This is a genomic window from Streptomyces sp. SAS_281 (assembly GCF_052542855.1).
The window spans coordinates 1-23,775 of record NZ_JBMNDO010000093.1 but is presented as its reverse complement, the minus strand read 5'-3'; the positions used below and the strand labels follow the sequence as shown (position 1 = coordinate 23,775).

Below are 23,775 nucleotides of genomic sequence, written 5' to 3'. Positions count from 1 at the left end.
CGACGGATGCCGAGGTCACAGCACTGCGTTGAGGAATTCGCGCGTGCGTTCGTGCGAGGGATCGGAGAATATTTTCTCCGGCGGACCGGCCTCCACGACCCGTCCGGCGTCGAACATCAGCACCTTCTCCGAGACGTCCCGGGCGAAGCTCATCTCGTGGGTCACGCAGACCATCGTGATGTCGGTGTTCCTGGCGATGTCCGTCAGCAGCTCCAGCACCCCCGCCACCAGCTCGGGGTCGAGCGCGGACGTCACCTCGTCCAGGAGCAGGATCTCCGGCTCCATCGCCAGCGCACGGGCGATCGCGACCCGCTGCTGCTGCCCGCCGGACAGCTGCGAGGGGTGCGCGTCGACCTTGCCGGAGAGCCCGACGAGGTCCAGCAGCTCCCGGGCCCGGGCCTCCGCCTTGTCCCGGTCCATGCCGAGGACGTTGACGGGCGCCTCGGTGATGTTCTGGAGCACCTTCATGTTGGGGAAGAGGTTGAACTGCTGGAAGACCATGCCGATCTTCCGGCGGGCCGCGCGCAGGTGCTTCTCGGACGCCGGCTTCAGCGAGCCGTCCGGCGCCCGGAGGTGCGTGAGCGGCTCGCCGTTGATCCAGATCACGCCGTCGCTGACCCGCTCCAGCGTCATCAGCAGGCGCAGGATCGTCGTCTTGCCCGAGCCGCTGGGCCCGATCAGGGTGACGTGCTCGCCGCGCTCGACCGTGAAGTCCAGCTCGTCCAGGACCGTGTGGTCCCCGTAGCGCTTGACGACCTTGTCGAAGCGGACCAGCGGGTGCCCGTCGTCCTTGGACACGGCGACGGGCACGACGTCCTCGGGGGCCGTGGCCGCGTTCTTCTGCAGGGGGAGGGGCTCAGTGGCCAAGGCGCTTCTCCAGCTTCCTCATCAGGAGTGACGTGGGGTAGCTCGCGACCAGGAAGATCAGGCCGGCGAGCGTGAACACCTCGGTGAAGACGAAGTGCTGTGAACCGTAGTCGCGTGCCTCGAAGACCATCTCGTGCACGGTGATCACGGCGAGGAAGGGGGTCTCCTTGAACATCGAGATCGCGTAGTTGCCCAGCGCGGGCACCACGTTGCGCACGGCCTGCGGCAGGATCACCGCCTGCCAGGTCCGCCGGGGCGTCATCGACAGCGCCCGGCACGCCTCCCACTGCCCCTTCGGCACGGCGTCGATCCCCGCGCGGTACACCTCGGAGGTGTACGTGGCGTAGTGGATGCCCAGCACCACGATGCCGACGGTCAGCGGCTCCACGGAAGTGAACAGCGCCGCCGCGCCCACCAGCTGGACGATCAGCGGGGTGGAGCGGATGAACTCCATCACCGCCTTCACCGGAACGGTCACCAGCCGGCTCGGGGCCCGGCCGGCGACCGCGATGGCCAGCCCGAGGACCGCGGCGACCAGGGTGCCGAACACCGTGGCCAGCAAGGTCGTCCAGAACCCGTCCAGCAGCAGGGGGAACGCGTCGCCGACGGCTCCCCAGTCGAAGTCGTGGTTCACCTGGCACCTCCGGCCTGGGCGGCGGACACGGCGCTACGGGACTTCAGCAGGCTCTTCCCGCCCGCCGCGAGCCCGAGCCGCCGCTTGGCGGACCGCTCCAGCAGGTTCATGAGCAGGGTCAGCGCGTAGGCCAGGACGAAGTAGCAGACCAGCAGCGTCGCGTAGGCGGTGAGGGTCTCGCCCGTACGGGTGCGCAGCTTCTCGATGGCGGTCATCAGGTCCGCCGCCGAGATCAGCCACAGCAGCGGGGTCGCCTTCAGCAGCTGGATCAGCAGGTTGGTGAACGACGGGATCATCTGCACCCATGCCTGCGGCAGGATCACCTTGCGCATCCGGTGCAGCGGCGACATGTTCAGCGCGAGCGCCGCCTCGTACTGCCCGCGCGGTACGGAGTTGACCGCGCCGCGCACCACTTCGGCGCCGTAGGCCCCGTAGTTGAGGCCGAACGCGAGCACCCCGCAGACGACCGGCGTCAGTTCGTACCCGGTCAGCTGCGGCATCGCGTAGTACAGCCAGAAGAGCTGTACGTACAGCGAGGTGCCGCGGAAGAACTCCACCACCACGCGGGAGACCCCGCGCGACAGCATGAGCCGGCTGAGCGACATCAGACCCAGGACGAACGACAGGAGCAGCGCCGCCAGGGCGCCGAACACCGTGGCCTCCAGGGTCACCCACAGGCCGGACCGCAGTTGCGGCAGATCGTCGGCGAAGGCCGAGAAGAAATCATTCATGCGGTGGGTACCGTCCCCGTCAGCCCTTGCACAGATCGGCCGTCTTCAAGGTGGCCGGCGGCAGTTCGGTCGCGCCGAAGCCGTAGTCGCGCAGGAGTCCCACATAGCGGGACTTGTCGGCGACGATCTTCTTCAGCTCGCGGTTGAACGCGTCACGCAGCTCCTCGTTGCCCTTGCGGAACACCGCGCCGCCGGGGCTGTACTGCTTCTCGCCCTCCAGCTCGGGCAGGAACGCCTCGGTGACCTCGGTGCCCTCGTTGGTCTTGGCGAGCCAGCGCAGCGAGATCCCGGTCAGCAGGAACGCGTCGACCCGGCCGCCCTTGACCGCGTCCGCGCCGTCCTGCGGCTTCTGGAGCGTCTTGATCTTGCCCTCGGGGATGCCGGCGCCCTTGGCGTACGAGCCCTCGACCGCACCCGCCATCACGCCGATGGTGATCCCGGCGGCCTTCGCGGAGGCGAGGTCGGTGACCTTCTTCGGATTGCCCTTCTTCACCATCATCGCGGTCGGCGAGATGAACTCCGGCTCCGAGAAGAGGGCGTTGGCACAGCGCTCCGGGGTGATCGCCATGCCGGCGCTGACCACGTCGTACTTGCCGGCCTGGAGGCCGGGGATCAGGCTGTCCCACTCGGAGAGGGTGGGCTTCAGCTCGTCGACACCGAGCGCCTTGAAGATCTCGCGGTGCAACGTGGGCGCCTCGCCCTTGAGTTCCTTGCCCTCCATGTAGCCGTACGGCGCCTCGTCGGCGTAGGCGACCCGTACGAAACCCTGCTTGCGGAGCTTCTCCAGCGCGCCTTCACCGTCGGCGGAGCCCTCACCGGTCTTGCTGCACGCGGCGAGGAGGCCGGGGACGACGAGCAGACCGCCCACCGCTGCCGATCGGTTGAGAAATCCCCGGCGGGACAGGTTCGGGAAGTCAGCCATGGTCGCAATCTCCTGAAGCAGTCGAACGGTCCGGACAGGCTTGGCGCCTGCCCGATCCGGGGCTTCTATTCAGGAAGAGGACGCATGTAATCGAACGGTGGCCGGAGGGTGACCTTCCCGTGTCCACGCGCAGGCCGGATGGCGGGTTTGCGCGGGATGTCCGCACGCCCCGGCTCCGTACCGCGACGGGTGCCCGTCCGGCCGCCGTTCATGCACGCGTGGTCCGCCCGGGGCGAGAACCGGGCCGGATGGCGGAATACTGGAACAGGAGCGGGGAAACCGGTCAGTGCCGCCGCGATCGTGTGCGGCACAGACGCAGGCGCAGGCGCAGGCGCAGAGAAAGGGTGGACATGACGACCGTCGGATTCCTCTACCCGGGCCACTTCGCCGAGGACGACTACCCGCGCATGGAGGTCCTTCTCGACAGCACCATCAGACTCGTCGTCCACCACACCGAGAGCCCGGACGCCGCCTACCGCGAGGAGGCCCTGAGCGCGCTGGGCACCCCCGGCCGGCTCGCCGCGGGCATCGAGGAGCTGCAACGCTCCGGGGTCCAGTCCATCGTCTGGGCCTGCGACGGCGGCAGCTTCCTCTACGGGTGGCAGGGCGCCCACGACCAGGCCGCGGCCCTCGCCCGGGCGGCGGGCGTACCCGCGTCCAGCACCTCGATCGGCTTCGTGCACGCGGTACGGAAGCTGGGCGCAGAGCGCGTAGCGGTCGCCGCGAGCTATCCGGAGGCGGTGGCCGAGCGGTTCGCCGCGTTCCTCCGGGAGACCGGCATGGAGGTGACCGGCACCCACGCGGCGGGCGTCACCGAAGCCGCCGAGGCCGCCTCCTGGGACGCGGGGCAGGTACTCGAACTGGCCAGGGCCGCCGACCGCCCCGAGGCCGAGGCCGTCCTGATCCCCGACACGGCCCTGCACACCGTCGCCCACCTCCCCGAGCTGGAGGAGGCGCTCGGAAAGCCCGTCCTCACCGCGAACCAGGTGGCGGCCCGCGAGGCCCTGCGGCTGGCCGACCGCCCCGCCTGGGCGCCGGGGCTCGGTACGCTCTTCGCCCACCGCGAGCAGCCGCCGGCCCCGGTGAGCTGGGGCAGCGGGAGGGCGTACGCGCACGGGAGGAAGAGCTCGTAGGGGAGGCGGCGAGGCTGCGCCCGGAATAAACGGAGCCATCCTCCTGTTCGTGCTCTCCGGACAGACGAGGCACTGAAGCGCACCACCGGAGAGGCCAGAACGTGGACGAGATTCGAGGCGACGAGATCCAGGGCGACGAGATCCGCGGGACGGCCCGGGGCACCGCCCCCGTGCCGCTGTCCGTGCTGGACCTGGTCACCGTAGGCCAGGGCCGCACGGCGGGTCAGGCCCTGCGGACCGGCGTGGAGATCGCCCAGCTGGCCGAGCGCCGGGGCTTCCACCGCTACTGGGTCGCCGAGCACCACTCGATGCCCGGCGTCGCCTCCTCGTCCCCGGCCGTGATCCTGGCCCACACCGCCGCCCGCACCGAGCGCATCCGGCTCGGCTCGGGCGGCGTCATGCTGCCCAATCACGCCCCGCTCGTCATCGCCGAGCAGTTCGGCACCCTGGAGGCGATGGCCCCCGGCCGCGTCGACCTCGGCCTGGGCCGCGCCCCCGGCACGGACGGCGCCACGGCGGCGGCGCTCCGGCGCACGGACCGGCTGAACGAGGGCGCGGACGACTTCCCGCAGCAGCTCATGGAGCTGACCCGGTTCCTGGACGACGACTTCCCCGACGGCCACCCCTACGCCCGCATCCACGCGGTCCCCGGACCCGTCCAGGCCACCGCCGAGGGCGGCGTCCAGTCCTCGGCGCGCCCGCCCATCTGGCTGCTCGGCTCGTCCGGCTTCAGCGCCCGGCTCGCCGGGGTGCTCGGGCTGCCGTTCGCCTTCGCGCACCACTTCTCGGCCCAGAACACCGTGCCGGCCCTGGAGCTGTACCGGGACTCCTTCAAGCCGTCCACGGTGCTCGACGCGCCGTACGCCCTGATCGGCGTCGCCGCGCTGGCCGCCGACGACGAGCGCGAGGCGCGGCGCCAGGTGCTGACCGGCGCACTGTCGATGCTCCGGCTGCGGTCCGGGCGGCCCGGTCTCGTGCCCACGCCCGAGGAGGCGGAGGCGTACGCCTTCTCCCCGATGGAGCGGGAGTTCGTGGACAACTGGCTGGTCAACATCGTCCACGGCACCGCCGACGAGGTCCGCTCCGGCCTGGACGACCTGGCCAAGCGCACGGGCGCCGACGAGCTGATGATCACCGCCAACGCCCACAGCGGCGAGGCCCGGCTGCGCAGCTACGGCCTGATCGCGGACGCGTACGGGATGCCCGAGGCGTAAGCAGGTGCGTCACGCCCCCGGGGCGCGGGTCCCGATCAGTTCGGCGATGCGCTCCGGGGCGACCGCCCGCGAGTAGAGCCAGCCCTGCCCGGTGTCGCAGCCGATCCGGCGCAGCCGCTCGGCCTGCCCCGCGGTCTCCACGCACTCCGCGGTGACGGTCAGGCCCAGCCGGTGCGCCAGCTCCACCATCGCCTCGACGATCGTCTCGTCGGCGGGGCTGGGATGCGTGCCGTCCTCGTACCGGAAACCGCGCACGAACGCGCCGTCCAGCTTGAGCACGGACACCGGGAGGCGGCTCAGGTAGGCGAGGTTCGAGTAGCCGGTGCCGAAGTCGTCGATGGCGATGCGCACGCCCATGTCGCTGAGCGTCTGAAGGGCCCGCAGCGGGCGGCCGGCCGAGCCCATCACCGCGGACTCGGTCAGTTCCAGCTGGAGCAGCGCCGGGTCGAGCCCGGTCTCCGCCAGGATCTCGGCGACATCGGTGACCAGGTCGGAGTCCCAGACCTGGCGCACCGCGACATTGACGCTGATGAACAGCGGCGGCCGCGCCGGGTGGTCCAGCTGCCAGCGCCTGGCCTGGCGGCAGGCGGAGCGCAGCACCCAGCGGCCGAGCTGCACGATCGAGCCGTCCTCCTCGGCGATCGCGACGAACCGATTCGGCGAGAGCATGCCGAACTGCGGGTGGTTCCAGCGCACCAGGGCCTCCACCCCGCGCACGACCCCGTCGGCCAGGCCGACCAGCGGCTGGTACTCGATGGTGAACTCGCCGCGCTCCACGGCCGGGCGGAGCGTGGACGAGAGTGCCTGGCGGGTCATCCGGTGGGCGTTGCGCTCCGGGTCGAACAGGGTCCAGCGGGCCTTGCCGTCCGCCTTCGCCCAGTACAGCGTGGTGTCGGCGGCCTGCATGAGGCCGGTGGCGGAGGTGCCCGCGACGGGCCGCTCCACCACCCCGATCGACGCCGAGACCGCCAGCCGCTGCCCGCCCAGGTCGAACGGCTGCTGGAGGGCGCCCAGCACCGTGCGCGCGAGGCCGGTCAGCTGCTCGGTGCCGGTGGACTCCTCGACCAGGACGGCGAACTCGTCGCCGCCGAGCCGGGCCACCAGCGGGGCGCCGGCCGGGTACGCCCCTTCCTGCTCGGCGCAGTCCGTGAGCCGGGCGGCGACGGCCGCCAGGAGCCGGTCGCCGACGCGGTGCCCCAGGGTGTCGTTGACCGCCTTGAAGCCGTCCAGGTCCAGATAGCAGAGCCCGACCCGGGAACCGGCGCCGCCCTCGTGCGGCGGGGTGCGCAGGGCCGCCGACAGCCGCTCGAAGAACAGCGCCCGGTTGGGCAGCCGGGTCACCGGATCGTGCATCTGGAGGTGGCGCAGCCGCTTCTGGAGTTCGCGCCGGTCGCTGACGTCCGCGACGGAGAGCAGCACCTGGCCGGGCGCACCCTCGCGGTGCGCCTGCCGGGCGTCGGGCAGCGGTACGACGGTGATCTCGGCCCACAGCGAGCGCCCGTCGGGGTGCTTGAGGCGCCGGGTGCAGCGGAAGCGGGAGCGCCGGCCGTGCAGCACCTCGCGGTACGCGTGCCAGGCGCGGGCGTCCGCCGCGAGGTCGACCAGGTCGGCCGCCGACTGCGCGGTGAGCGCCGCCGCCCCGGTTCCCGCCAGCGCGCCGAGTGCCTCGTTGGCGGTGACGATCAGGCCCTCGTGGTCGACCACGGCCATCGGCAGGGTCGCGGCGCGGAACGCGGCCCGGTAGTCGTGAGCCTCGGTGACAACCGCGGCGGGCGGCCATGCTTCGTGACTGTGCGTGATGCCGGGTCGCTGTGCGGAGGGCGCCTCGGGGTCCGGCCCTCCGGAGGTTGCGCTCACCGTTCGCTCCGCCCTGCAGTTCTGTCCCGGCCACCTCTGACCGGACTGGCCCGCCGCGTGGAGTGCCGTCGTCAGAGGCGGAAACCGCGCAGGAAAGCGAGGTGAAGCATAGAGGGCGCGCCCGGGGCCGATCCAGCGCCCCGGCCCTCGGGCACCCCGTTCGCGACCCGCACGGCCCATGCGGACGCCGATCCGGTTTGTCCCTGACTGATTGTTTCTGCGCACCTCTGTTCACTCGCGCTGCATGGGTGATCGATTGTGACTTTCTGTGAAGGGAGCGGGTGGGGAGGTGGGCGACACGACTGGGGGAGTCCAACGTGACGAAACGGCTGTAACCCCACAAAGTGGACGGAAGGGTTCCTGGGTCCGCGCCCCGTGCCGGAGCTGTCCGCGGCCCTAGGTGTCCGCTCCCCGTACCGGAGGTAGATGTGCCGCGTCAGCCCGGGCCCTCAGGGGTGGAGAGGCCGAGTCCGCGCGGGCTGGCCGCCGGGCTGGTCTCGCTGCTGGCGCTCGTCGCCACCTCCCTCGTCGCCGGGCCCGCCGTAGCCGCCGCGGGGGACGCCGCCCCCTGCGCACTGCCCCGCACCCCCGCGCACCACTCCCTCGGCGTCGACCGCTGGAACGGTGCCTACCCGCGCCCCGACCACGCCCTGGACGCGGTGATGGTCTTCCTCTCGTTCCCCGACGCCGAGCCGGCCACCACCCCCGCCGAACTCGCCTCGGACTACTTCCCGTCCACCACGCAGTTCTTCCGGCGCGCCTCGTACGGGAAGTTCACGCTGCGCCCGCACCCGCAGCGGGAATGGATCCGGATGCCGAAGCCCTCGACCTGGTACGGCATACAGCGCGACTGGGCCAGCGACCGGCGCAGCGCCTATCTGCGCGACGCGATCCGCGTGGCCGACGAGCGGATCGACTTCTCGCGCTACGACATCGTCTACCTCGTCGCGGACCCGGACGCCCCCGGCGTCGACTCGGACGCCACCAAGGTCGTCAACTTCGACCGGCCGCTGCACGCCGACGGTACGGACATCAGGCGCGTCGTCACCGTCTTCGAGCAGCACCCGCCGGACCACAACGTCCTCGCCCACGAGACGGGTCACGTCTTCGACCTCCCCGACCTGTACCACCGGCCCACCGACGGCAAGGGCGACTGGGACACCTACGTCGGCGACTGGGACGTCATGGGCAGCCAGTTCGGCCTCTCACCGGACCTCTTCGGCTGGCACAAGTGGAAGCTGGGCTGGCTGGACGACCGGCAGGTGGTCTGCGTCCAGAGCGACCGCGTCGTCACCCTCGAACCGATGGCCGAGGTGCCCGTGCCCGGCGCCTCGCTCGGCACCCGGCTCGCCGTGATCAGGACCGGCGAGGGTAGCGCGGTGGCCGTCGAGGCGCGCGGCTCCACCGGCAACGACCTCTCGACCTGCGCCGAGGGCATCCTGCTCTACCGGGTGCGCAACGAGACCCCGTCCGGCGGCGGCCCGGTCGAGGTGCTCGACACGCATCCGGGCAGCGACGCCTGCTGGGAGCGCTCGGTCTACCCGCCGCTCGCGGACGCGCCGCTGCGCGTCGGCGAGACGTACTCCGTGCCCGGGGCGCACGCCACGGTCGAGGTCGCCGACCGGACGCCCTCGGGCGCGTACACCGTCCGCATCACCACCGGGACCTGACCGGACCGGCACCGGACGACGAAGAAGCCCCCCGCTTCCGCGAGGGGCTTCTTCCGTCTGTGCGCCGCCAGGGACTCGAACCCCGGACCCGCTGATTAAGAGTCAGCTGCTCTAACCAACTGAGCTAGCGGCGCCTGCTGACGTCGTAGACCTTAGCACTCGGATCGGTGAGAGGAAAAATCGAAATCCGGGGGGTCGGGGCGGGCGCCGACCGGGCCACCCGGACGCACGCCCACAGCAGCACGTCCGGCCCCGGAAGCCACGGGCTCCGCGTGTCCGGGGCCACCAGCCAGCGCGGCCCCGTGTCCTTCCCTCCGCAGGTCAGGGGCGGGACCGTCACCGCGTCACCGGTGCCGTGGCAGAGCAGCGGGGGCACCTTCGTACCGCCCCCGTTCCGGCTCTGCGGGCCGCCGCTCCACTCCTCCCAGTCCAGCAGCGACGGCAGCCGCTGGGCCGTGCCGGGGGACGCGAAGAGCAGCATCCGGCCCCGGTGCGAGGCGACCGGACCCGAGCCCGGGCCGTCCGCCCACAGATGCTCCAGCATCCGGCGCCCGAACAGTGTGGGTACGTTCACCACGTCGAACGCCGTGCCGCACGGCAGGACCCCGGGCGCCGTCGGGCGCGACTCCCACTGGGCCAGGGCGCTGCGCGGGTACGCCGTCGCCCCGGCCAGCCACGCGGCACCGGCCGCCGTGATCTGGGCCGTCTGGTTCCGCGCGGGCTCGCGCAGTGCCGAGAACAGGTCGGCCTCGTGGCCGGCGCGGAGGCAGGGTCCGTCGCCGTGGTGCAGGGTCGTTTCGTCGGGCAGCCATGCGGTCATGTGCACAGGTCTACCCGGAGTGATCAACCGGATTCCGAGAGTTGCCGGAAATCGGGACAGGGGAACAGCGCGGGGAGTATGGTTCGCCCGGGCATATGCCGGTGGTGGTACCCGGGGGCCCCTGCCTAGGGCTGCGGGGTGTTCAGCAGGGTGCGGCCGAACTCGACCATCTTCTTCGCGTAGTCCTCGGTCCACTCCGCGCGCCGAGCGATGTCCGACGTCGTGAGCCGGTCGAACCGGCGCGGGTCGGCCAGCTGGGCCGCCGCCATCGCCTGGAACTCCACCGCACGGTCGGTCGCGGCACGGAAGGCCAGGGCCAGCTCCGTCGCCCGGTCCAGCAGCTCCTTCGGATCGTCCATCGACTCCAGGTCGAAGAAGTGCTCCGGGTCCGAGACGGCCGCCGCCGGCTCGAAGAGCAGCGGTGCGGGGCGCAGCCGCCGCTGCTCGCCTTGTTCGGGTTGTGCCATGTGTCTTCCTCCCAGGGCCTGTCTTCCTCGGACGGACCGACGGCCATCCCCCATTGTCCAGTCCGCCGCAAGGGCGCAGAAGATCTCGTCGCGGGGGAGTGCGCCGTCCCGCCCGCCCCCGGCGCACTCAACAACCCCAGCGCACCCGGTGTTCCGCCAGATGCGCCAGCACCGCGTGGTTCGCCTCCCAGCCGTCCGGGAACTTCACCGTGACGCCCAGCTGGACCGGCTCCGTCGACGGATGCTCGTCCAGCAGGTCCGCGACGCCCTCCCGGCAGACCACGACGCACGCGTGCCGGTGCCGGGAGGCCAGGACGCACAGGCGGCCCGTCTCCAGGTGGAACGCGGTGGCGTCCGGCCGTCCCGACAGCGGGTGCAGCACCACCGTCACGTCGAACTCACGGCCCTGGAGCCGGTTCGCCGTGTCCACCGCGACCCCCGACACACCCAGCTCCGCCAGCGCCGCGCGCACCGCCGCCGCCTGGTCGCGGTGGGCCGTGCCGACCGCCACCCGGTCCGCCGTCACCGGGGCCGGGTCCGGCGACCGCTCGCTGATGGCCGCGCCGCCCCGGTCCAGCAGCCTGCGCACCACCAGGGCGACCGCCCGCACCGCCTCCGGGTCGGTGCGCGGGGTGTGCCGGGCCGGCAGTTCGAGCAGTCCCCAGCCGGACTCCGCCGCCTCGTCCAGCACCCGGTCGGCCGCCGACCCGTCCGACGCCACCCCGAAGGACAGCCGCCGGTCCCCGTGGTCCGTGCCGCTGCGGAACGGGGTGTACGGGTAGAACGCGTCCGACACCAGGGGCGCCGCCGACGCCGGGAGCCGCCAGGAGACCGGAAGCCGGTGCTGCGGCAGCTCCGGATTGTGCGCGAGCAGCGTGCTCACCGCGCTGGCCGACGGGTCGTAGCTCAGCCCCGCCCACTGGTCGGCGCCGACGATCGAGAACGGGTCCAGCTGGCCCGGGTCGCCCACGAACAGCGCCCGCTCGAAGAGCCCGGCCACGGCGAGCAGCGCGTCCGAGCGCATCTGGTACGCCTCGTCGACGATCGCGTGCCCCCACGGCTCCACGTTCTTCACATGGGCCCACTTCGCCGCCGTCGAGATGACCACGTCGAGCCCGGCCAGATCCGCCGCCTTCGCGGACTTGCGCACGTTCTCCAAGCCGTCGAGCACCTTGTCGTACGGATCGGAGTCGCTGCTGTGCAGCCGGCCCACCGGCAGCTCCGGGTCCTTCTCCGCGAGCCGCACCACCAGATCGTCCACCTGGGCGTTCGTCTGGGCGACCACCATCAGCGGCCGGCCCGCCGCGGCCAGCTCCAGGGCCGCGCGCACCACCAGCGTCGACTTGCCGGCCCCCGGCGGGGAGTCCACGACGACCCCCCGGGCCGTGCCGTTCAGCGTGTCGTCCAGGATCTTCGCGGTGGCCAGGCCCGCCGCCGCGCCCGGGTCGAATACGGCCGTCACAGAACGTCCTCCGGGGTCACGGGGTCGGGCAGCTCGGCCGCTTCGAGGCCGCCCGGCGGACCGCCATGGGTCCACGGCGTCTCCTCCGCGTCGGGCAGCTGCGGCCCGCCGCGCTGGTCGTGCTCGAACAAGGTCCAGGCGATCCGGTCGCCCGGCTCCGGGACCGACCCCGGGGCCGGCTCCTTGCCGCGCCCCATCCGGTCCGTGATCCGCAGCACCAGCGAGAGCGCGCCGCCCTCGTCCGACGCGTCCGCCGGGCCGTACCGCACGACCTCGGCGGTCTGCGGCTTGCCGTCCAGCGAGCGGTAGACCTTCACCCCCGCGCCCAGCTGCGGCCGCTCCTCGGTGCGGACCGTGACCAGTGGGCGCGGCGAGGGCCGCTTCGACTCGCTGTACGCCATCTCCACCGCGCTCACCTCACCGATGAACGCCTCCCCGGCCAGCCGCCGGCCCGCCAGGACGAGCGGATCGTCCAGCGCCTCCTGAGCCTCCAGCTGCGCCTGGGCCGTCTCCCGGGCGGCCAGCTTGCGGGCGGCCGTCACCGCGTCGTCCCGGCGCGGCTGGGGCGGCTCACCGGAGCGCACCCGGTCGCGGTGGGCGGTGAACGACCAGCGGTCACGGGTCCAGCGGTCCTCGGCCCTGGCCCCCTCGGGCAGCTCCCGCAGCAGGTCCAGGCCCCGCCACACCGCGTCCCAGGTCGGCAGCAGCACCCCGGCGAGCAGCGCCCGGATCTCGCGCTCGGCCCCGGACAGCCCGGCCAGCCGGGCATCGGCCGCGAGCCCGTCCTCGGCCGCCGCGAACGAGGCGCGCGCCCGGTCGTACTTCTCGATCGCCGGGGCCAGCAGCCGGTTGTCGAAGTCCGGGTCGGTCGCGGGGCCGGCCGGCGGGCACAGCAGCTGCCCCGCCGCGTCCCGGGCCAGCTCGGCCCGGAGCGCCGCCTCCGCACCGGACTCGCCGGCGGGCGGGTCGATCCAGGCGAGCAGGGCCCCCAGATGCTGGTCCTCCAGATTCGACTGCCCGGTCGCCCAGTGCCGGTTCAGCAGGTCCGTGCAGGCGAGCAGCAGGGACGAGCCGGGGACCCGGGCCCGCTCCCCGTAATGCGTCAGCCAGCGGCCGAGCAGCGGGACCCGGGCGGGCGCCGGATACGGCGTGTCCGGGTCGTCCTCGGCGGTCCGCCGGAAGCGCATGGAGCGGCCCAGCAGCCGGACGAACTCGATGCCCGCCCGGCTCGGGACGACGATCTGCGCCGCGTCCACGCACAGCTCCGTCTCGACCTTGACCCGCTTCCCGGTCGCCGGATCCGTCTCGTTGCGCTCGGCGGGCTCGATGACGTCCGCGTACTCCTCGATGTGCGGCAGGACCGCCTCGGCCAGCTCGGCGAGGAACGCGAACCGCAGGTCCCGGTCGCGCGGCTGGGCGACGGCCAGCAGCCGGGGCGCCTCCCGGTCCGTGCCGACGAGCGCGCCGAGCGGGGCGCCCGCCTCGCCCGCCGTGGTCAGCGGCACCAGCACGAGCGGCCGGCCGGTCAGCCGGCGGTGGCGCACGGTGGCCGTCGGCCGCGCCCGGCCGCTCTCCACGGCCTCCAACCGGGCCAGCGTGGTGATCAGCGACATACGGCCCGCCCCTCCAGTGCCTCGGCGCGCAGGGCCGCCGCGCGGCGCAGGGCGACGACCGCCGGATCGGCCGGATCGCCCTCCTTGCCCGCGGCCGCCGCCAGCACCCCGGCGACCGTCGTCAGACCGCCCAGCTCGCCCCGCACCCCGCGCCCCAGCGCCTCCACGGCCCCCTCGGCGCGCGCCCGGGCCCGGCAGTGGAACGCCAGCTCGCAGGCCGACAGGCACTCCGGCGCGTAGGCCGCGGCGACCGACTCGACCGCCGACTCCAGGTCCTCGGGAGAACGCTCCGGGTCGAAGGAGGCGCCCTCGGGGAGGGCCGCCGCGATCTCCTCGACGCGGGTGAGCCGGGTCAGCTGGCGGCGGGTGACGGCGCGCTGCTTGCGTACGTCCACGACGGAGGCGGCCGGCAGGTTCGAGAAGTCCTTCGGGCACACCAGCAGCACCCGGTGCCCCACCCGGGCCCCGTCCGTGACCTCCGCGACCCGTTCGAGCGCCAGCACGTACACCGCGGACTGGCGGGCCGCCGCGCCCACCTTCGCGGCGTCCGCCGAGCCGTCGATCATGGGGAACGACTTGATCTCGACCACCGTCCAGGTGCCGTCCGGGTGCACCACGACCGCGTCCGGCTCCAGATAGGCGGGGGAGCCCGCCACCTCCAGGGCCAGCATCGGATGGTCGAGCAGCGCCCAGCCGCCCGCCTCCGTCGCCTCCCGCAGCGCGAGCGCGGTCCTGGCCGCGCGGCCCTCGGGCCCGGCGGCCGTCAGATCGGGCGTCGCCACCTCGCGGGGCGGTTCGCCGGAGCCGCCGAGCCGCTCGTGCAGCAGGCGCATCAGCTCCGTACCGCCGTCGGCCTTGACCCGGGCCTCGAAGGCGTTGCCCCGCATGAAGGCGAACTGGGACTGGCCGAACGGCGCCGGTGAGCCCAGCGCGGAGGCGAGCGCGCCCTTGTCGACCCCGGCCCCGTCGAGCAGGGCACGGCGCTTGCAGCCCGGGTTGGCGGCGAGGGCCGCGAGCGCGCGGGCGTCCAGCGGGCGCGGGGCGACCGCCGGGCCTCTCAGCTCAGCGAGTCGCTGCCGCAGGGTCCCCGTCGGGGGTGCGTCCTGGCCCGTCGGCGCCGTCGGCCCGGGCAGGCGGACCGGCCGCTGCTGCCGCGTCGGATGGTTCTGCGGAGGAGGTCCGCTGGCCGGGGATTCGCTCACCCGCCGAAGTCTCGCACCCGGCACTGACATCCGGGGACCCCGTCGCGGCGGAAGCCCCCGGGAAGCGGGTCAGGACCGCGGCCCTGACCCGGTCGGCGAGGCGCATCACGGGCCGGGCGAGCAGCGCCCCGACGCCCATCACGGCGCAGCCGGCGACCGCGTCGAGCAGATAGTGGTTGGCGGTGCCCATCACGACGAACGTGGTGATCAGCGGGTACGCGACGCCCGCGGCCCGCAGCGCGGGGTGCTTGGCGTGGCGCCACAGCAGGATGCCGCACCACAGCGCCCACCCCACGTGCAGGCTGGGCATCGCCGCGTACTGGTTGGTCATCCCGCCCATGCCGCGCGGCGCGCTCGCCTCCGTACCCCACCAGCCGTACGAGCTGTACTGCGCCATCGTGTCCACGAACCCGTGCTTCGCGTCCAGCAGCCTCGGCGGGCACGTCGGCATCAGTGTGAAGCCGATCAGACCGAGCATCGTGGAGGTCATCAGCCAGGTGCGGGCCCTGCGGTACGCGGCCGAGTGGCGCCGGAACATCCAGATCAGGACGGCCGGGGTGACCACGTAGTGCAGGGAGGCGTACGCGAAGTCGGACGGTATGCCTATGGAGGGGTGCGCCGTGAAGAGGCGGTTGAGCGGGTGCTCCGCGTTCAGGTACAGCGCCTTCTCCAGGCGCAGGATGCTCAGGCCGTGGTCGACGGCCGTGGACACGTCACCGCGAACGAGGAGGCGGCCGCCGGAGTACGCCGCGTACACCAGGGCCAGGAGCGGCAGCTCGGTCCACCAGCGGGGCCGGTGGCGCGGAGCGTGCGCGGTGGTGGCGTGCGGCATCCGGAACTTCTCCATCACGTGTACATGCGGCCGACTGCGGGCGTTCAACCGTACGGTGCGCGGCGGGCGCGGTGCGCCCGGGGGTGTGGTCGGCACCCCTCAGCTGCTGCGATTCATCTGTGGTCGGAGGGACGCCGTCGCGGCCCGCCGGGTTGCCTCACCGGCAGGTACGGGATGATGGGAGCAAAGTCTTGGCTTTTCAGGGAGAACCCTCTTATGGCACCGCGCATCCTGCTCGCCCGGCACGGGCAGACGGAATGGTCCCTCAACGGCAGGCACACCGGCAGGACGGACATCCCGCTGCTCGACGCCGGACGCGAGGGGGCCAAGCTGCTCGGCGAGCGGCTGCACCGGGGGCCGTGGACGGACCTCCACGACGTGGAGGTCCGCACCAGCCCGCTCGTCCGCGCCGCCGAGACCTGCGAACTCGCGGGCTTCGGCGACCGCGCCGAGCCGTGGGACGCGCTGATGGAGTGGGACTACGGGGCGTACGAGGGGATGACGCCGGCCGAGATCAAGGCGGGCCGTCCGGACTGGTTCATCTGGCGCGACGGGGTGCCGGACGGCGAGAGCACCGCCGAGGTGGCGGCCCGGGCCGACACGATCGTGGAGTGGGCGCGGTCCGCCGACCGGGACGTCCTGGTCTTCGCCCACGGCCACATCCTGCGGGCGCTCGGCGCGCGGTGGCTGGGCGAGGACATCTCCTTCGGCGCGCGCATCTGGCTGGCCCCGACGTCGCTGTCCGTCCTGGGCTGGGCGTACGGCGCCCCGGCGATCCAGAAATGGAACGACACGGGGCACCTGGAGCGGTGAGCGGTGCCCCCTGCGGGGTGCGCGGTGCGTGTATTCCAGCCCGTCCGGCGTTGAGGACGGAAGCCCGCGCCCCGGTCCGGGATGACCGGTTCCGTCCTCAGACGCCGGACGGGCTGGGGCTTGCCGGGCAGGCGGGCACGTTCTGGTAGCGGTCCAGGAAGTCGCGTACCGCGGAAGTCGCCGTCGCCCGGGGCCCCAGGGCCCCCACCGTGTCGTGCAGTATCGCGCGGATGCGTGAGGACTGGACGTCCTCCAGCAGGTCCAGGACCGCGTGGCCGGCCGACGCCGCCTCCTCGGGGCGGCCCCCGCGGGCCAGGTCCCAGGTGAGCTCGGCGCGGTACAGCGCGAGGTTGCGGGTGAAGTGGGGGTCCTGGAGCCGGACCGCCCGCTCCGCGTGGCGCGCGGCCCGGGACCAGTCGCCGAGCGCGGCCCAGCACTGGGCCTCCAGCATCTCCAGCTCCGCCTCGCGGAAGAAGCTCATCCACTCCGGGTCCGCCCCCGACGCCCCTCGCGAGAACGCGGAGTGCGCCCGGCCGAGCGCCCGTTCGCAGCCCGTGCGGTCCCCGAGCCCCGCCCGGCCCCCCGCCTCCCGCAGCGCGAGCAGCGCCCGCAGCCGCGGCGAGCCCAGCGGCTCGGCGGCCCGCTGTCCGGCCTCCGCCGCCCGCACCGCCTCACGCGGCCGCCCCGTGTCGCGGGCCAGGAACGACACGTTGCAGAACGCGTGCGCCTCCAGCGCCGGGTCACCGGCGACCCGCGCGGTGGCCAGCGCCTCCGCGTAATGCGAACGGGCGTCCTCGAAGCGGCCCGAGTCATGGGCCAGCCAGCCCACGGAGATGGCCAGCTCACCGGCGCCGGAGTGCAGCCGGTCCGCCGTGGAGCGCCGGTTCACGGTGCCCGCGTCGAGCAGCGCGTACGCCGTTCGCAGGGGCTGCGAGGCGCGCCGGTAGAGCCAGTCGCCGCCGTGCCGGTCGTCCAGCACCCGGATCTGCCGCACCGCCCGCTCGACGGCGCTCACCTCCGTATCGCCGACCCGGCGTTGCAGGGGCAGGGCGGCGGCCGGGCCGCCGAGGCCCAGCCCCAGGGAGACGGCCGCCACCGCGGTGGTGCCGCTCGTCATGAACACGCGACGCAGCACGTCGCTCTCCTCGTCGTCGCCGCCGGGCTCCGGCGGCGGGGCAGTCGGGGGCGGGGCGGCCGAGGCGGGCCTGGCCGCCCGCCCGCGTACGGAAGCGCGGGGCGAGAAGCCCAGGTCCTCCAGGGTCGTCCCGGGGAACATGTGCAGGAAGACCCGCTCGTACGCGTAGTTGGGACAGCGGATCTCGCCGGACTCCACGCGTCCGATGTACCGGGCGTCGCACGCGACCTGCTCGCCGATCTCGCGAGCGGACCTGCGTACCGCGGCAGCGAACTCCCCGGCGGAGCGCGGGCCGCGCAGCCGCCGGAAGGCGAGGTTGGGAACTGCCCGTGTCGACACCATGGCATGGCCCTCTCGGTGCGAGCCGGGCGCTGTTTCCGGTGTCCCGGCGGAGCAAGAACGTACCGTCCGTGACGGGGTGCACACACAGCGTTTCCGGATGAACCGGGCATCTCGGCCGCGATCCGCCATGAACTGCCACCCTTTGCGGCGGTGTCGCACCGTAGCCCTTGACGCGGTCGGCGCGTTGGTCCTCACGGAGAGGGAGTACGGAGCGCGGCTCCGCCCCCGGCGATGAGAGGAGAGGTCCCTTGTTGCACACCGACCTGGCGGACGGCGGCACGGCGGCCGCCGGCGAACCCTGTGATCTGGTGACCGTGCCCGCCCGGCAGGGCCTGGAGGCCGTGGACATCCTGCGCCGGGGCGCGTCGCGGGACGTCGTGGGCCCGGTCATCCACGACGGAGCCTGCGACACCCTCGGGTTCCTGGTGCCGCCGGGCACCGCGCAGGGCTGGGACGTACCGGGCAGCGCCTGTACGCGGACCGACGGCCGGGGGCTGCGCATCCCCGCCGAGCCGCCGGTCTCCGGCAGCGGCTGGCTGCTGCCGCCCGCCGCGGACACCCCGGTCACCGACCCGGCCGTGCTGCGCGTCGCGCTCGACCAGGCGGCCCGGCTGATCGAGGCGGCCGACAACTGCCGCTGAGCAGGCCGCCGCCATCGCACCGATAATGGCCGGACGGCGGGCCGCGCGGATCGGCCCGTCCCGGACACGGTGAGCACGGGGCAGGGGCGAGAAGCAGTGGCACGTCGAGGAGCGGCCGGCGGCGACCGCAAGGGGCGCGCGGGCCGCGGAGCCCCGGAGGGCAACGTCTCCGAGCCCGTGGACGGCGGGCTCGCCGAACTCGTGCCCGACCGGGAGCGCCGGCGTGCCTGGACGCTGACGATCGACGGGGCCCCGCAGTCGCACGTCGACCTGGACGACCCCACGTACCTCTCCTTCGAGTACCAGCGCCGCATCGGCCACATCGCGGACCTCGTCGCCCCCGCCGGGCAGCCGCTGCACGTGGTGCACCTGGGCGGCGGGGCCTTCACGCTCGCCCGGTACATCGCCGCCACCCGCCCCCGGTCCACCCAGCAGGTCATCGAGGTGGACGCGGCGCTCGTGCAGCTGGTCCGCCGCGAGCTCCCGCTGGACCCGCAGGCCAGGATCAGGGTCAGGTCCATGGACGCCCGCGCGGGGCTGGGGAAGATCCAGGACGATTGGGCCGACCTCGTCATCGCGGACGTCTTCAGCGGCGCCCGCACCCCGGCGCACCTGACCACCACCGAGTTCCTCGCCGAGGTGCGCAGGGTCCTGAAGCCCGGCGGGAGTTACGTCGCCAACCTCGCGGACGGGCCGCCGCTGGCCCACCTGCGCGCCCAGATCGCCACCGCAGCCACGGTCTTCCCCGCACTCGCGCTCGCCGCCGACCCCACGGTGTGGCGGGGCCGCCGCTTCGGCAACGCCGTCCTGCTCGCCTCCGACACCGTGCCGGAGATCGGCCGGCTGACCCGCCGCGTCGCGACCGACCCGCACCCCGGTCGCGTCGAACACGGCCGCGCCCTCACGGACTTCACCGGCGGCGCGGCCCCGGTGCGTGACGCGGAGGCCCGCCCGTCACCGCCGCCACCCCCGGACGCGTTCCGCTGAGTTCTTCGCGTACGGGCGGCTTCTTCCCCGTACGGGCTACGAGTTGACGATGTCCACCTGGGGCGCGTGGTCGTTCCACGTGCAGAAGACGGAGACCGTGGTGCCGTCGTCCCGGGCGAAGTTGACCCGTATCCACGTCGTGTTGGACCACACCCGCATGGACCAGCCCGGTTCCGGGGTCGCCGAGACCAGCTCCGCCGAGGCGGCCCCGATCTCGAAGACGACCCGGCCGCCGTCGGTCGCGTAACTCCGCGCCTTCCCGGCCGCGGCGGTCGTCCCCGTCGCCGGACGCGGGGTGTTGGGCGCCGGGGTGGGGGGCGGGGACGGCTTACGGGAGGGCGGCGCGGGCGGCTTCGGGGCGGTGGTCCGGGGCTCGGGTGACGGCGAGGGGGCGGGGCGGTGCGTCGAGGAGGTCAGGCTCTCCGTGGTCGGCGGGGCCACCGGCACCGCGCGCGGCGGGTCGTACACCGTGCCGGCGAGCACGGCGTGGACACCCCACCAGGAGACCGTGACCGCCGCGCCGGTGGCGAGCGACCACGCCAGCGCGTGTACCAGAGCTCGTTGCATCATCAACATCCTGCACCACAGACCAGGTGGACATGACACCCGGGCAGATCGGATGGCGTACGGTGCCGCCCATGCCCAGTGTGCTCGTGGTCGAGGACGACCAGTTTGTACGTTCCGCCCTCATCCGGCACCTGACGGAGGCCGGTCACACCGTACGGAGTGTCGGCACCGCCCTCGAAGCGCTGCGCGAAGTCGCCCATTTCCGGTTCGATGTGGTCATTCTCGATCTCGGGCTGCCGGATCTCGACGGTTCCGAGGCCCTGAAGATGCTGCGCGGCATCACCGACGTGCCCGTCATCATCGCGACCGCCCGGGACGACGAGAGCGAGATCGTCCGGCTGCTCAACGACGGCGCCGACGATTACCTCACCAAGCCGTTCTCCGTGGAGCACCTGTCGGCCCGGATGGCCGCCGTGCTCCGCCGGGCCCGGGCCGCCGGAGGCGAGGCCCCGCCCCCGCGCGTCATCCAGGTCGGCGGACTCTGCGTCGACCCACTGCGACGGCAGGCCGAACTCGACGGCACCACGCTCGACCTCACCCGCCGCGAGTTCGACCTGCTGGCCTTCCTGGCCGGGCGCCCCGGCGTCGTCGTCCCCCGCCGGGAACTCCTCGCCGAGGTCTGGCAGCAGTCCTACGGCGACGACCAGACCATCGACGTCCACCTCTCCTGGCTGCGCCGCAAGCTGGGCGAGACCGCGGCCCGGCCGCGCTACCTGCACACCCTGCGCGGCGTCGGCGTGAAGCTCCAGCCCCCGGCGCCGGAGCGGCCGGCATGAGATGGGCGCTGGTCAAGGTCTGCCTGGCCGTCACCGCCATGGTCGTCATCGCCTTCGCCGTTCCCCTGGGGCTCGTCGTCAAGGAGATGGCCCGCGACCGCGCGTTCTCCGACGCCGAACGGCAGGCCGCGACGATCGGCCCCACGCTGTCCATCACCACGGACCGGACCCAGCTGGAGAAGGCCGTCCTCACCACCGAACCGGGCGCGGCGGGACGGATGGCCGTCCACATCCCGGCCTCCGGCGAACCCGACGGCATCGCGGCCGACATCGGCAAGGGCCGCGCCACCCCCGAGGAGCTGGAGACCGTCCGCGTCTCGGGCCGCGCCACGATCACCGGGGTCACCGGCGGCTCGGTGCTGCTCCAGCCGACCGCGGTGGGGCCCAGGGACATCGCGGTGGTCGAGGTGTTCGTCCCCGAGGCCGCCGTGTCCCACGGGGTCACCACGGCCTGGCTGATGCTGGCGGGCGTCGGCATCGCGCTGATCGTCGGCTCGGTCGCCGTGGCCGACCGCCTCGGCATCCGCATGGTCGAGCCCGCACGGCGTCTCGCGGGCGCCGCCCACGACCTGGGGGAGGGGCGCCTCGGCACCCGCGTCCCCGAGGAGGGCCCGGACGAACTGCGATCCGCCGCCGTCGCGTTCAACTCCATGGCCGACCAGGTCGTCCAGCTCCTCGCCAACGAACGCGAACTGGCCGCCGACCTCTCGCACCGGCTGCGCACCCCGCTCACCGTCCTCCGGCTGAACGCCGCCTCGCTCGGCGAGGGACCCGCGGCCGAGCAGACCCGGGCGGCCGTCGAACAGCTGGAGCGCGAGGTGGACACGATCATCCGGACCGCCCGCGAGCAGCGCCCGCAGACCCAGCCGGGCGGACCCGGTGCCGGGTGCGACGCCTCCGAGGTGATCCGCGAGCGGATGGCCTTCTGGTCAGCACTGGCCGAGGACGAGGGCCGCGAGGTGCGGCTCGCCGGGGTGGACCGTACGGTGCGCATCCCGGTCGCCCGGCCCGAACTGGCGGCCGCGCTCGACGCGTTGCTCGGCAACGTGTTCCGGCACACCCCGGAGGGCACCGCCTTCGCGGTCGACGTGCACCACAGCGGTGACGCGGTGATCGTGCTGGTCTCGGACGCGGGCGGCGGAATCGCCGACCCCAAGGCGGCCCTGGCGCGCGGCGGGGCCCGGGACGCGGTGGGCTCGACCGGACTCGGGCTCGACATCGTGCGACGGGTCGCCGAGTCCACCGGCGGCGACGTGCGCATCGGCCGCTCGGTGCTGGGCGGCACGGAGGTCCGGGTCTGGATCGGGCTCGACGGACAGCGCCCGCGGGGCGGCGGGCGGGGCCACCGGGTGGGGCGTCGGCGACGGCGCCTCAGGGGTGCGTCCCGCCCGAACCTTTAGCGCGGCCGATGCGCTCCTTAAGGCAGTCCTAAGAACCTCGGCCCCGGCCCGGCTCGCCCCATTTGCCCGTTCCGCAGCCGCTAGCGTGCTCCCGCATCCCCACTCCCGTACGACGAGGCAGGCACGCGATGGGCACCAGTACGCACCGGCGCACGATGGGCACCAGGACCAAGGTGATCGGCTCGGTCGTCGCGGCCGCGGTGATCGGAGGGACGGTGTTCGCCCTCACCGGCACGGCGCAGGCATCGTCGGTCGGCGCCGCGTACACCCGTACCAGCGGCTGGACCGGTGGCTACACCGGGCAGTACGTCGTCACCAACGACACCGCCTCGGCGAAGTCCGGCTGGACGCTGGAATTCGACCTCCCGGCGGGCACGGAGCTCAGCTCGCTGTGGAACGGCGACCACACCGTCAGCGGGAACCACGTCACCGTCCGCCCCGCGAGCTGGAACAAGCAGCTGGCCGCCGGGCAGTCCGTCACCGTCGGCTTCGTCGCCGCGTCCGACGGCACGGCAGCCGACCCCACCGGCTGCCTGATCGACGGCGCCACGTGCTCCGTCGACCCCGGCGCCACCCCCGAACCCAGCGGACGCCCCACCGAGTCCGCGACCCCGACAGCCACCCCCACCGAGAAGCCCACCCACACGGCGACCCCGACGCCGACGCCCACCCCCACGAAGACCGACGGCGGCGGTGGCACCGCGAGCGGGGCCCGCTTCGCCCCGTACGTGGACACCTCGCTCTACCCCGCGTACGACCTGGTCGACACCGCGAACAGGACCGGGGTCAAGCAGTTCAACCTCGCCTTCATCACCTCCGGCGGCAGCTGCGCCCCGCTCTGGGGCGGGGTCACCGGCCTCGGTGACGACCACGTCGCCTCCCGGATCGGCGCCCTGCGCGCGGCCGGCGGCGACGTCCGGGTCTCCTTCGGCGGGGCCGCCGGCTCCGAACTGGCCCTGCGCTGCACCTCGGCGGCCGACCTCGCCGCCGCGTACGGCAAGGTGGTCGACACGTACAAGCTGACCAAGGTCGACTTCGACATCGAGGGCGGCGCGCTCCCCGACACCGCCGCCAACACCCGCCGTTCGCAGGCCGTCGCGCAGCTCCAGAAGGCGCACCCCGGCCTGGACGTGTCCTTCACGCTGCCCGTGATGCCCGAGGGCCTCACCCAGCCCGGCGTCGACCTGATCGCGGACGCGAAGAAGAACGGCGTGGACGTCGGTGCCGTCAACATCATGGCGATGGACTACGGCGCCTCCTACAGCGGCGACATGGGCACCTACGCCGTCCAGGCCGCCACCGCCACGCAGGCCCAGATCAAGGGCGTGCTCGGACTCTCCGACGCCGAGGCGTGGAAGACCGTCGCCGTCACCCCGATGATCGGCGTCAACGACGTCAGCACCGAGGTCTTCAAGGTCGAGGACGCCACCCAGCTCGTCGCCTTCGCGAAGGAGAAGGGTCTCGCCTGGCTCGCGATGTGGTCGGGCACCCGGGACAAGGAGTGCGCGGGCGGCACCAAGCCCACCGCGGACGCCTCGTGCAGCTCGATCGCCCAGGAACCGCTCGCCTTCACCAAGGCGTTCGGCGCGTACAAGTAGGACCACGCGGGTGCCTGCGAGGACCGCACGCAGGACCATCCCTCCCCCCGCGCACCCCGGCCCGGCCCCCTTCCCCCCACCCCGGCCGGGGT

The 23,775-nt window shown here is 73.4% G+C and carries 22 protein-coding genes and 1 tRNA gene; 9 read left to right on the top strand and 14 right to left on the bottom strand.

The genetic code is table 11. The annotated features are described in order from the left end of the window. Positions 1-15: 15 nt before the first annotated feature. The 4 genes from ehuA to ehuB are packed head-to-tail and all read right to left on the bottom strand — an operon-like array spanning position 16 to position 3,154. Positions 16-867 (bottom strand): ectoine/hydroxyectoine ABC transporter ATP-binding protein EhuA, encoded by an 852-nt coding sequence (ehuA, locus tag ACN6LM_RS28145; RefSeq protein WP_445068188.1) that lies wholly within the window; start codon positions 865-867, stop codon positions 16-18. Continuing rightward, on the bottom strand, positions 857-1,501 hold the full coding sequence (ehuD, locus tag ACN6LM_RS28140) for an ectoine/hydroxyectoine ABC transporter permease subunit EhuD (protein ID WP_445068187.1): 645 nt from the start codon (positions 1,499-1,501) through the stop codon (positions 857-859). The genes ehuA and ehuD overlap by 11 nt, the downstream gene beginning before the upstream one ends. Beyond that, positions 1,498-2,232 (bottom strand): ectoine/hydroxyectoine ABC transporter permease subunit EhuC, encoded by a 735-nt coding sequence (gene ehuC, locus ACN6LM_RS28135; protein ID WP_132901956.1) that lies wholly within the window; start codon positions 2,230-2,232, stop codon positions 1,498-1,500. Before ehuC ends, ehuD begins: the two co-directional genes overlap by 4 nt. Positions 2,233-2,251: 19 nt before the next feature. Continuing rightward, positions 2,252-3,154, bottom strand: a complete 903-nt coding sequence (ehuB, locus tag ACN6LM_RS28130; RefSeq protein ID WP_445068186.1) for an ectoine/hydroxyectoine ABC transporter substrate-binding protein EhuB — start codon at positions 3,152-3,154, stop codon at positions 2,252-2,254. 350 nt (positions 3,155-3,504) lie between these two features. Here ehuB and ACN6LM_RS28125 point away from each other — a divergent pair, with 350 nt between their 5' ends. Next, complete coding sequence (locus ACN6LM_RS28125) at positions 3,505-4,287, top strand: maleate cis-trans isomerase family protein (RefSeq protein WP_445068185.1); 783 nt, start codon at positions 3,505-3,507, stop codon at positions 4,285-4,287. 101 nt (positions 4,288-4,388) lie between these two features. Next, on the top strand, positions 4,389-5,501 hold the full coding sequence (locus ACN6LM_RS28120; RefSeq protein WP_445068184.1) for an LLM class flavin-dependent oxidoreductase: 1,113 nt from the start codon (positions 4,389-4,391) through the stop codon (positions 5,499-5,501). Positions 5,502-5,510: 9 nt separating this feature from the next. Here ACN6LM_RS28120 and ACN6LM_RS28115 read toward each other — a convergent pair whose 3' ends face one another. Further along, positions 5,511-7,358 (bottom strand): putative bifunctional diguanylate cyclase/phosphodiesterase, encoded by a 1,848-nt coding sequence (locus tag ACN6LM_RS28115; protein WP_445068183.1) that lies wholly within the window; start codon positions 7,356-7,358, stop codon positions 5,511-5,513. Between the two features lie 455 nt (positions 7,359-7,813). On the opposite strand from ACN6LM_RS28115, the gene ACN6LM_RS28110 reads away from it, so the two are divergent. Beyond that, on the top strand, positions 7,814-9,028 hold the full coding sequence (locus tag ACN6LM_RS28110; protein ID WP_445068182.1) for a M6 family metalloprotease domain-containing protein: 1,215 nt from the start codon (positions 7,814-7,816) through the stop codon (positions 9,026-9,028). Positions 9,029-9,088: 60 nt separating this feature from the next. Here ACN6LM_RS28110 and ACN6LM_RS28105 read toward each other — a convergent pair. The 7 genes from ACN6LM_RS28105 to ACN6LM_RS28075 all read right to left on the bottom strand — a co-directional run bounded on the left by ACN6LM_RS28105 (position 9,089) and on the right by ACN6LM_RS28075 (position 15,424). Next, positions 9,089-9,162: transfer RNA gene (locus ACN6LM_RS28105), tRNA-Lys, on the bottom strand. Next, positions 9,153-9,848, bottom strand: coding sequence for a bifunctional DNA primase/polymerase (locus ACN6LM_RS28100; RefSeq protein ID WP_445068181.1), 696 nt, complete (start codon positions 9,846-9,848; stop codon positions 9,153-9,155). Before ACN6LM_RS28100 ends, ACN6LM_RS28105 begins: the two co-directional genes overlap by 10 nt. A 125-nt stretch (positions 9,849-9,973) precedes the next feature. Then, the gene (locus ACN6LM_RS28095) at positions 9,974-10,315 is read right to left on the bottom strand and encodes a hypothetical protein (protein ID WP_445068180.1); all 342 of its coding nucleotides are present in this window, start codon (positions 10,313-10,315) and stop codon (positions 9,974-9,976) included. A 127-nt stretch (positions 10,316-10,442) separates the two neighbouring features. Further along, the gene (locus tag ACN6LM_RS28090) at positions 10,443-11,777 is read right to left on the bottom strand and encodes an AAA domain-containing protein (RefSeq protein ID WP_445068179.1); all 1,335 of its coding nucleotides are present in this window, start codon (positions 11,775-11,777) and stop codon (positions 10,443-10,445) included. After that, the gene (locus ACN6LM_RS28085; RefSeq protein ID WP_445068178.1) at positions 11,774-13,390 is read right to left on the bottom strand and encodes a hypothetical protein; all 1,617 of its coding nucleotides are present in this window, start codon (positions 13,388-13,390) and stop codon (positions 11,774-11,776) included. Before ACN6LM_RS28085 ends, ACN6LM_RS28090 begins: the two co-directional genes overlap by 4 nt. Further along, complete coding sequence (locus ACN6LM_RS28080; protein ID WP_445068195.1) at positions 13,381-14,472, bottom strand: hypothetical protein; 1,092 nt, start codon at positions 14,470-14,472, stop codon at positions 13,381-13,383. Before ACN6LM_RS28080 ends, ACN6LM_RS28085 begins: the two co-directional genes overlap by 10 nt. Further along, complete coding sequence (locus ACN6LM_RS28075) at positions 14,453-15,424, bottom strand: phosphatase PAP2 family protein (protein WP_445068194.1); 972 nt, start codon at positions 15,422-15,424, stop codon at positions 14,453-14,455. Before ACN6LM_RS28075 ends, ACN6LM_RS28080 begins: the two co-directional genes overlap by 20 nt. A gap of 216 nt (positions 15,425-15,640) precedes the next feature. Here ACN6LM_RS28075 and ACN6LM_RS28070 point away from each other — a divergent pair, with 216 nt between their 5' ends. Next, positions 15,641-16,237, top strand: coding sequence for a histidine phosphatase family protein (locus tag ACN6LM_RS28070; protein WP_445068177.1), 597 nt, complete (start codon positions 15,641-15,643; stop codon positions 16,235-16,237). Between the two features lie 97 nt (positions 16,238-16,334). Here ACN6LM_RS28070 and ACN6LM_RS28065 read toward each other — a convergent pair whose 3' ends face one another. Next, positions 16,335-17,714: a tetratricopeptide repeat protein gene (locus ACN6LM_RS28065; RefSeq protein WP_445068176.1), complete on the bottom strand. Its 1,380-nt coding sequence runs from the start codon at positions 17,712-17,714 to the stop codon at positions 16,335-16,337. Positions 17,715-17,965: 251 nt separating this feature from the next. Between ACN6LM_RS28065 and ACN6LM_RS28060 the strand changes: the two genes are divergently transcribed. Then, positions 17,966-18,355, top strand: coding sequence for a hypothetical protein (locus tag ACN6LM_RS28060; protein ID WP_445068193.1), 390 nt, complete (start codon positions 17,966-17,968; stop codon positions 18,353-18,355). Between the two features lie 96 nt (positions 18,356-18,451). Beyond that, complete coding sequence (locus ACN6LM_RS28055; RefSeq protein WP_445068175.1) at positions 18,452-19,342, top strand: spermidine synthase; 891 nt, start codon at positions 18,452-18,454, stop codon at positions 19,340-19,342. A 36-nt stretch (positions 19,343-19,378) separates the two neighbouring features. On the opposite strand, the gene ACN6LM_RS28050 is transcribed toward ACN6LM_RS28055, so the two are convergent. Next, positions 19,379-19,912 (bottom strand): hypothetical protein, encoded by a 534-nt coding sequence (locus tag ACN6LM_RS28050; RefSeq protein WP_445068174.1) that lies wholly within the window; start codon positions 19,910-19,912, stop codon positions 19,379-19,381. 68 nt (positions 19,913-19,980) lie between these two features. On the opposite strand from ACN6LM_RS28050, the gene ACN6LM_RS28045 reads away from it, so the two are divergent. The 3 genes from ACN6LM_RS28045 (at position 19,981) to ACN6LM_RS28035 (ending at position 23,683) form a co-directional block, all read left to right on the top strand. Then, positions 19,981-20,685 (top strand): response regulator transcription factor, encoded by a 705-nt coding sequence (locus ACN6LM_RS28045; RefSeq protein WP_445068173.1) that lies wholly within the window; start codon positions 19,981-19,983, stop codon positions 20,683-20,685. After that, positions 20,682-22,085, top strand: coding sequence for a HAMP domain-containing sensor histidine kinase (locus tag ACN6LM_RS28040; protein WP_445068172.1), 1,404 nt, complete (start codon positions 20,682-20,684; stop codon positions 22,083-22,085). The genes ACN6LM_RS28045 and ACN6LM_RS28040 overlap by 4 nt, the downstream gene beginning before the upstream one ends. 128 nt (positions 22,086-22,213) lie before the next feature. Then, on the top strand, positions 22,214-23,683 hold the full coding sequence (locus ACN6LM_RS28035; RefSeq protein WP_445068171.1) for a glycoside hydrolase family 18 protein: 1,470 nt from the start codon (positions 22,214-22,216) through the stop codon (positions 23,681-23,683). Positions 23,684-23,775 lie beyond the last annotated feature (92 nt).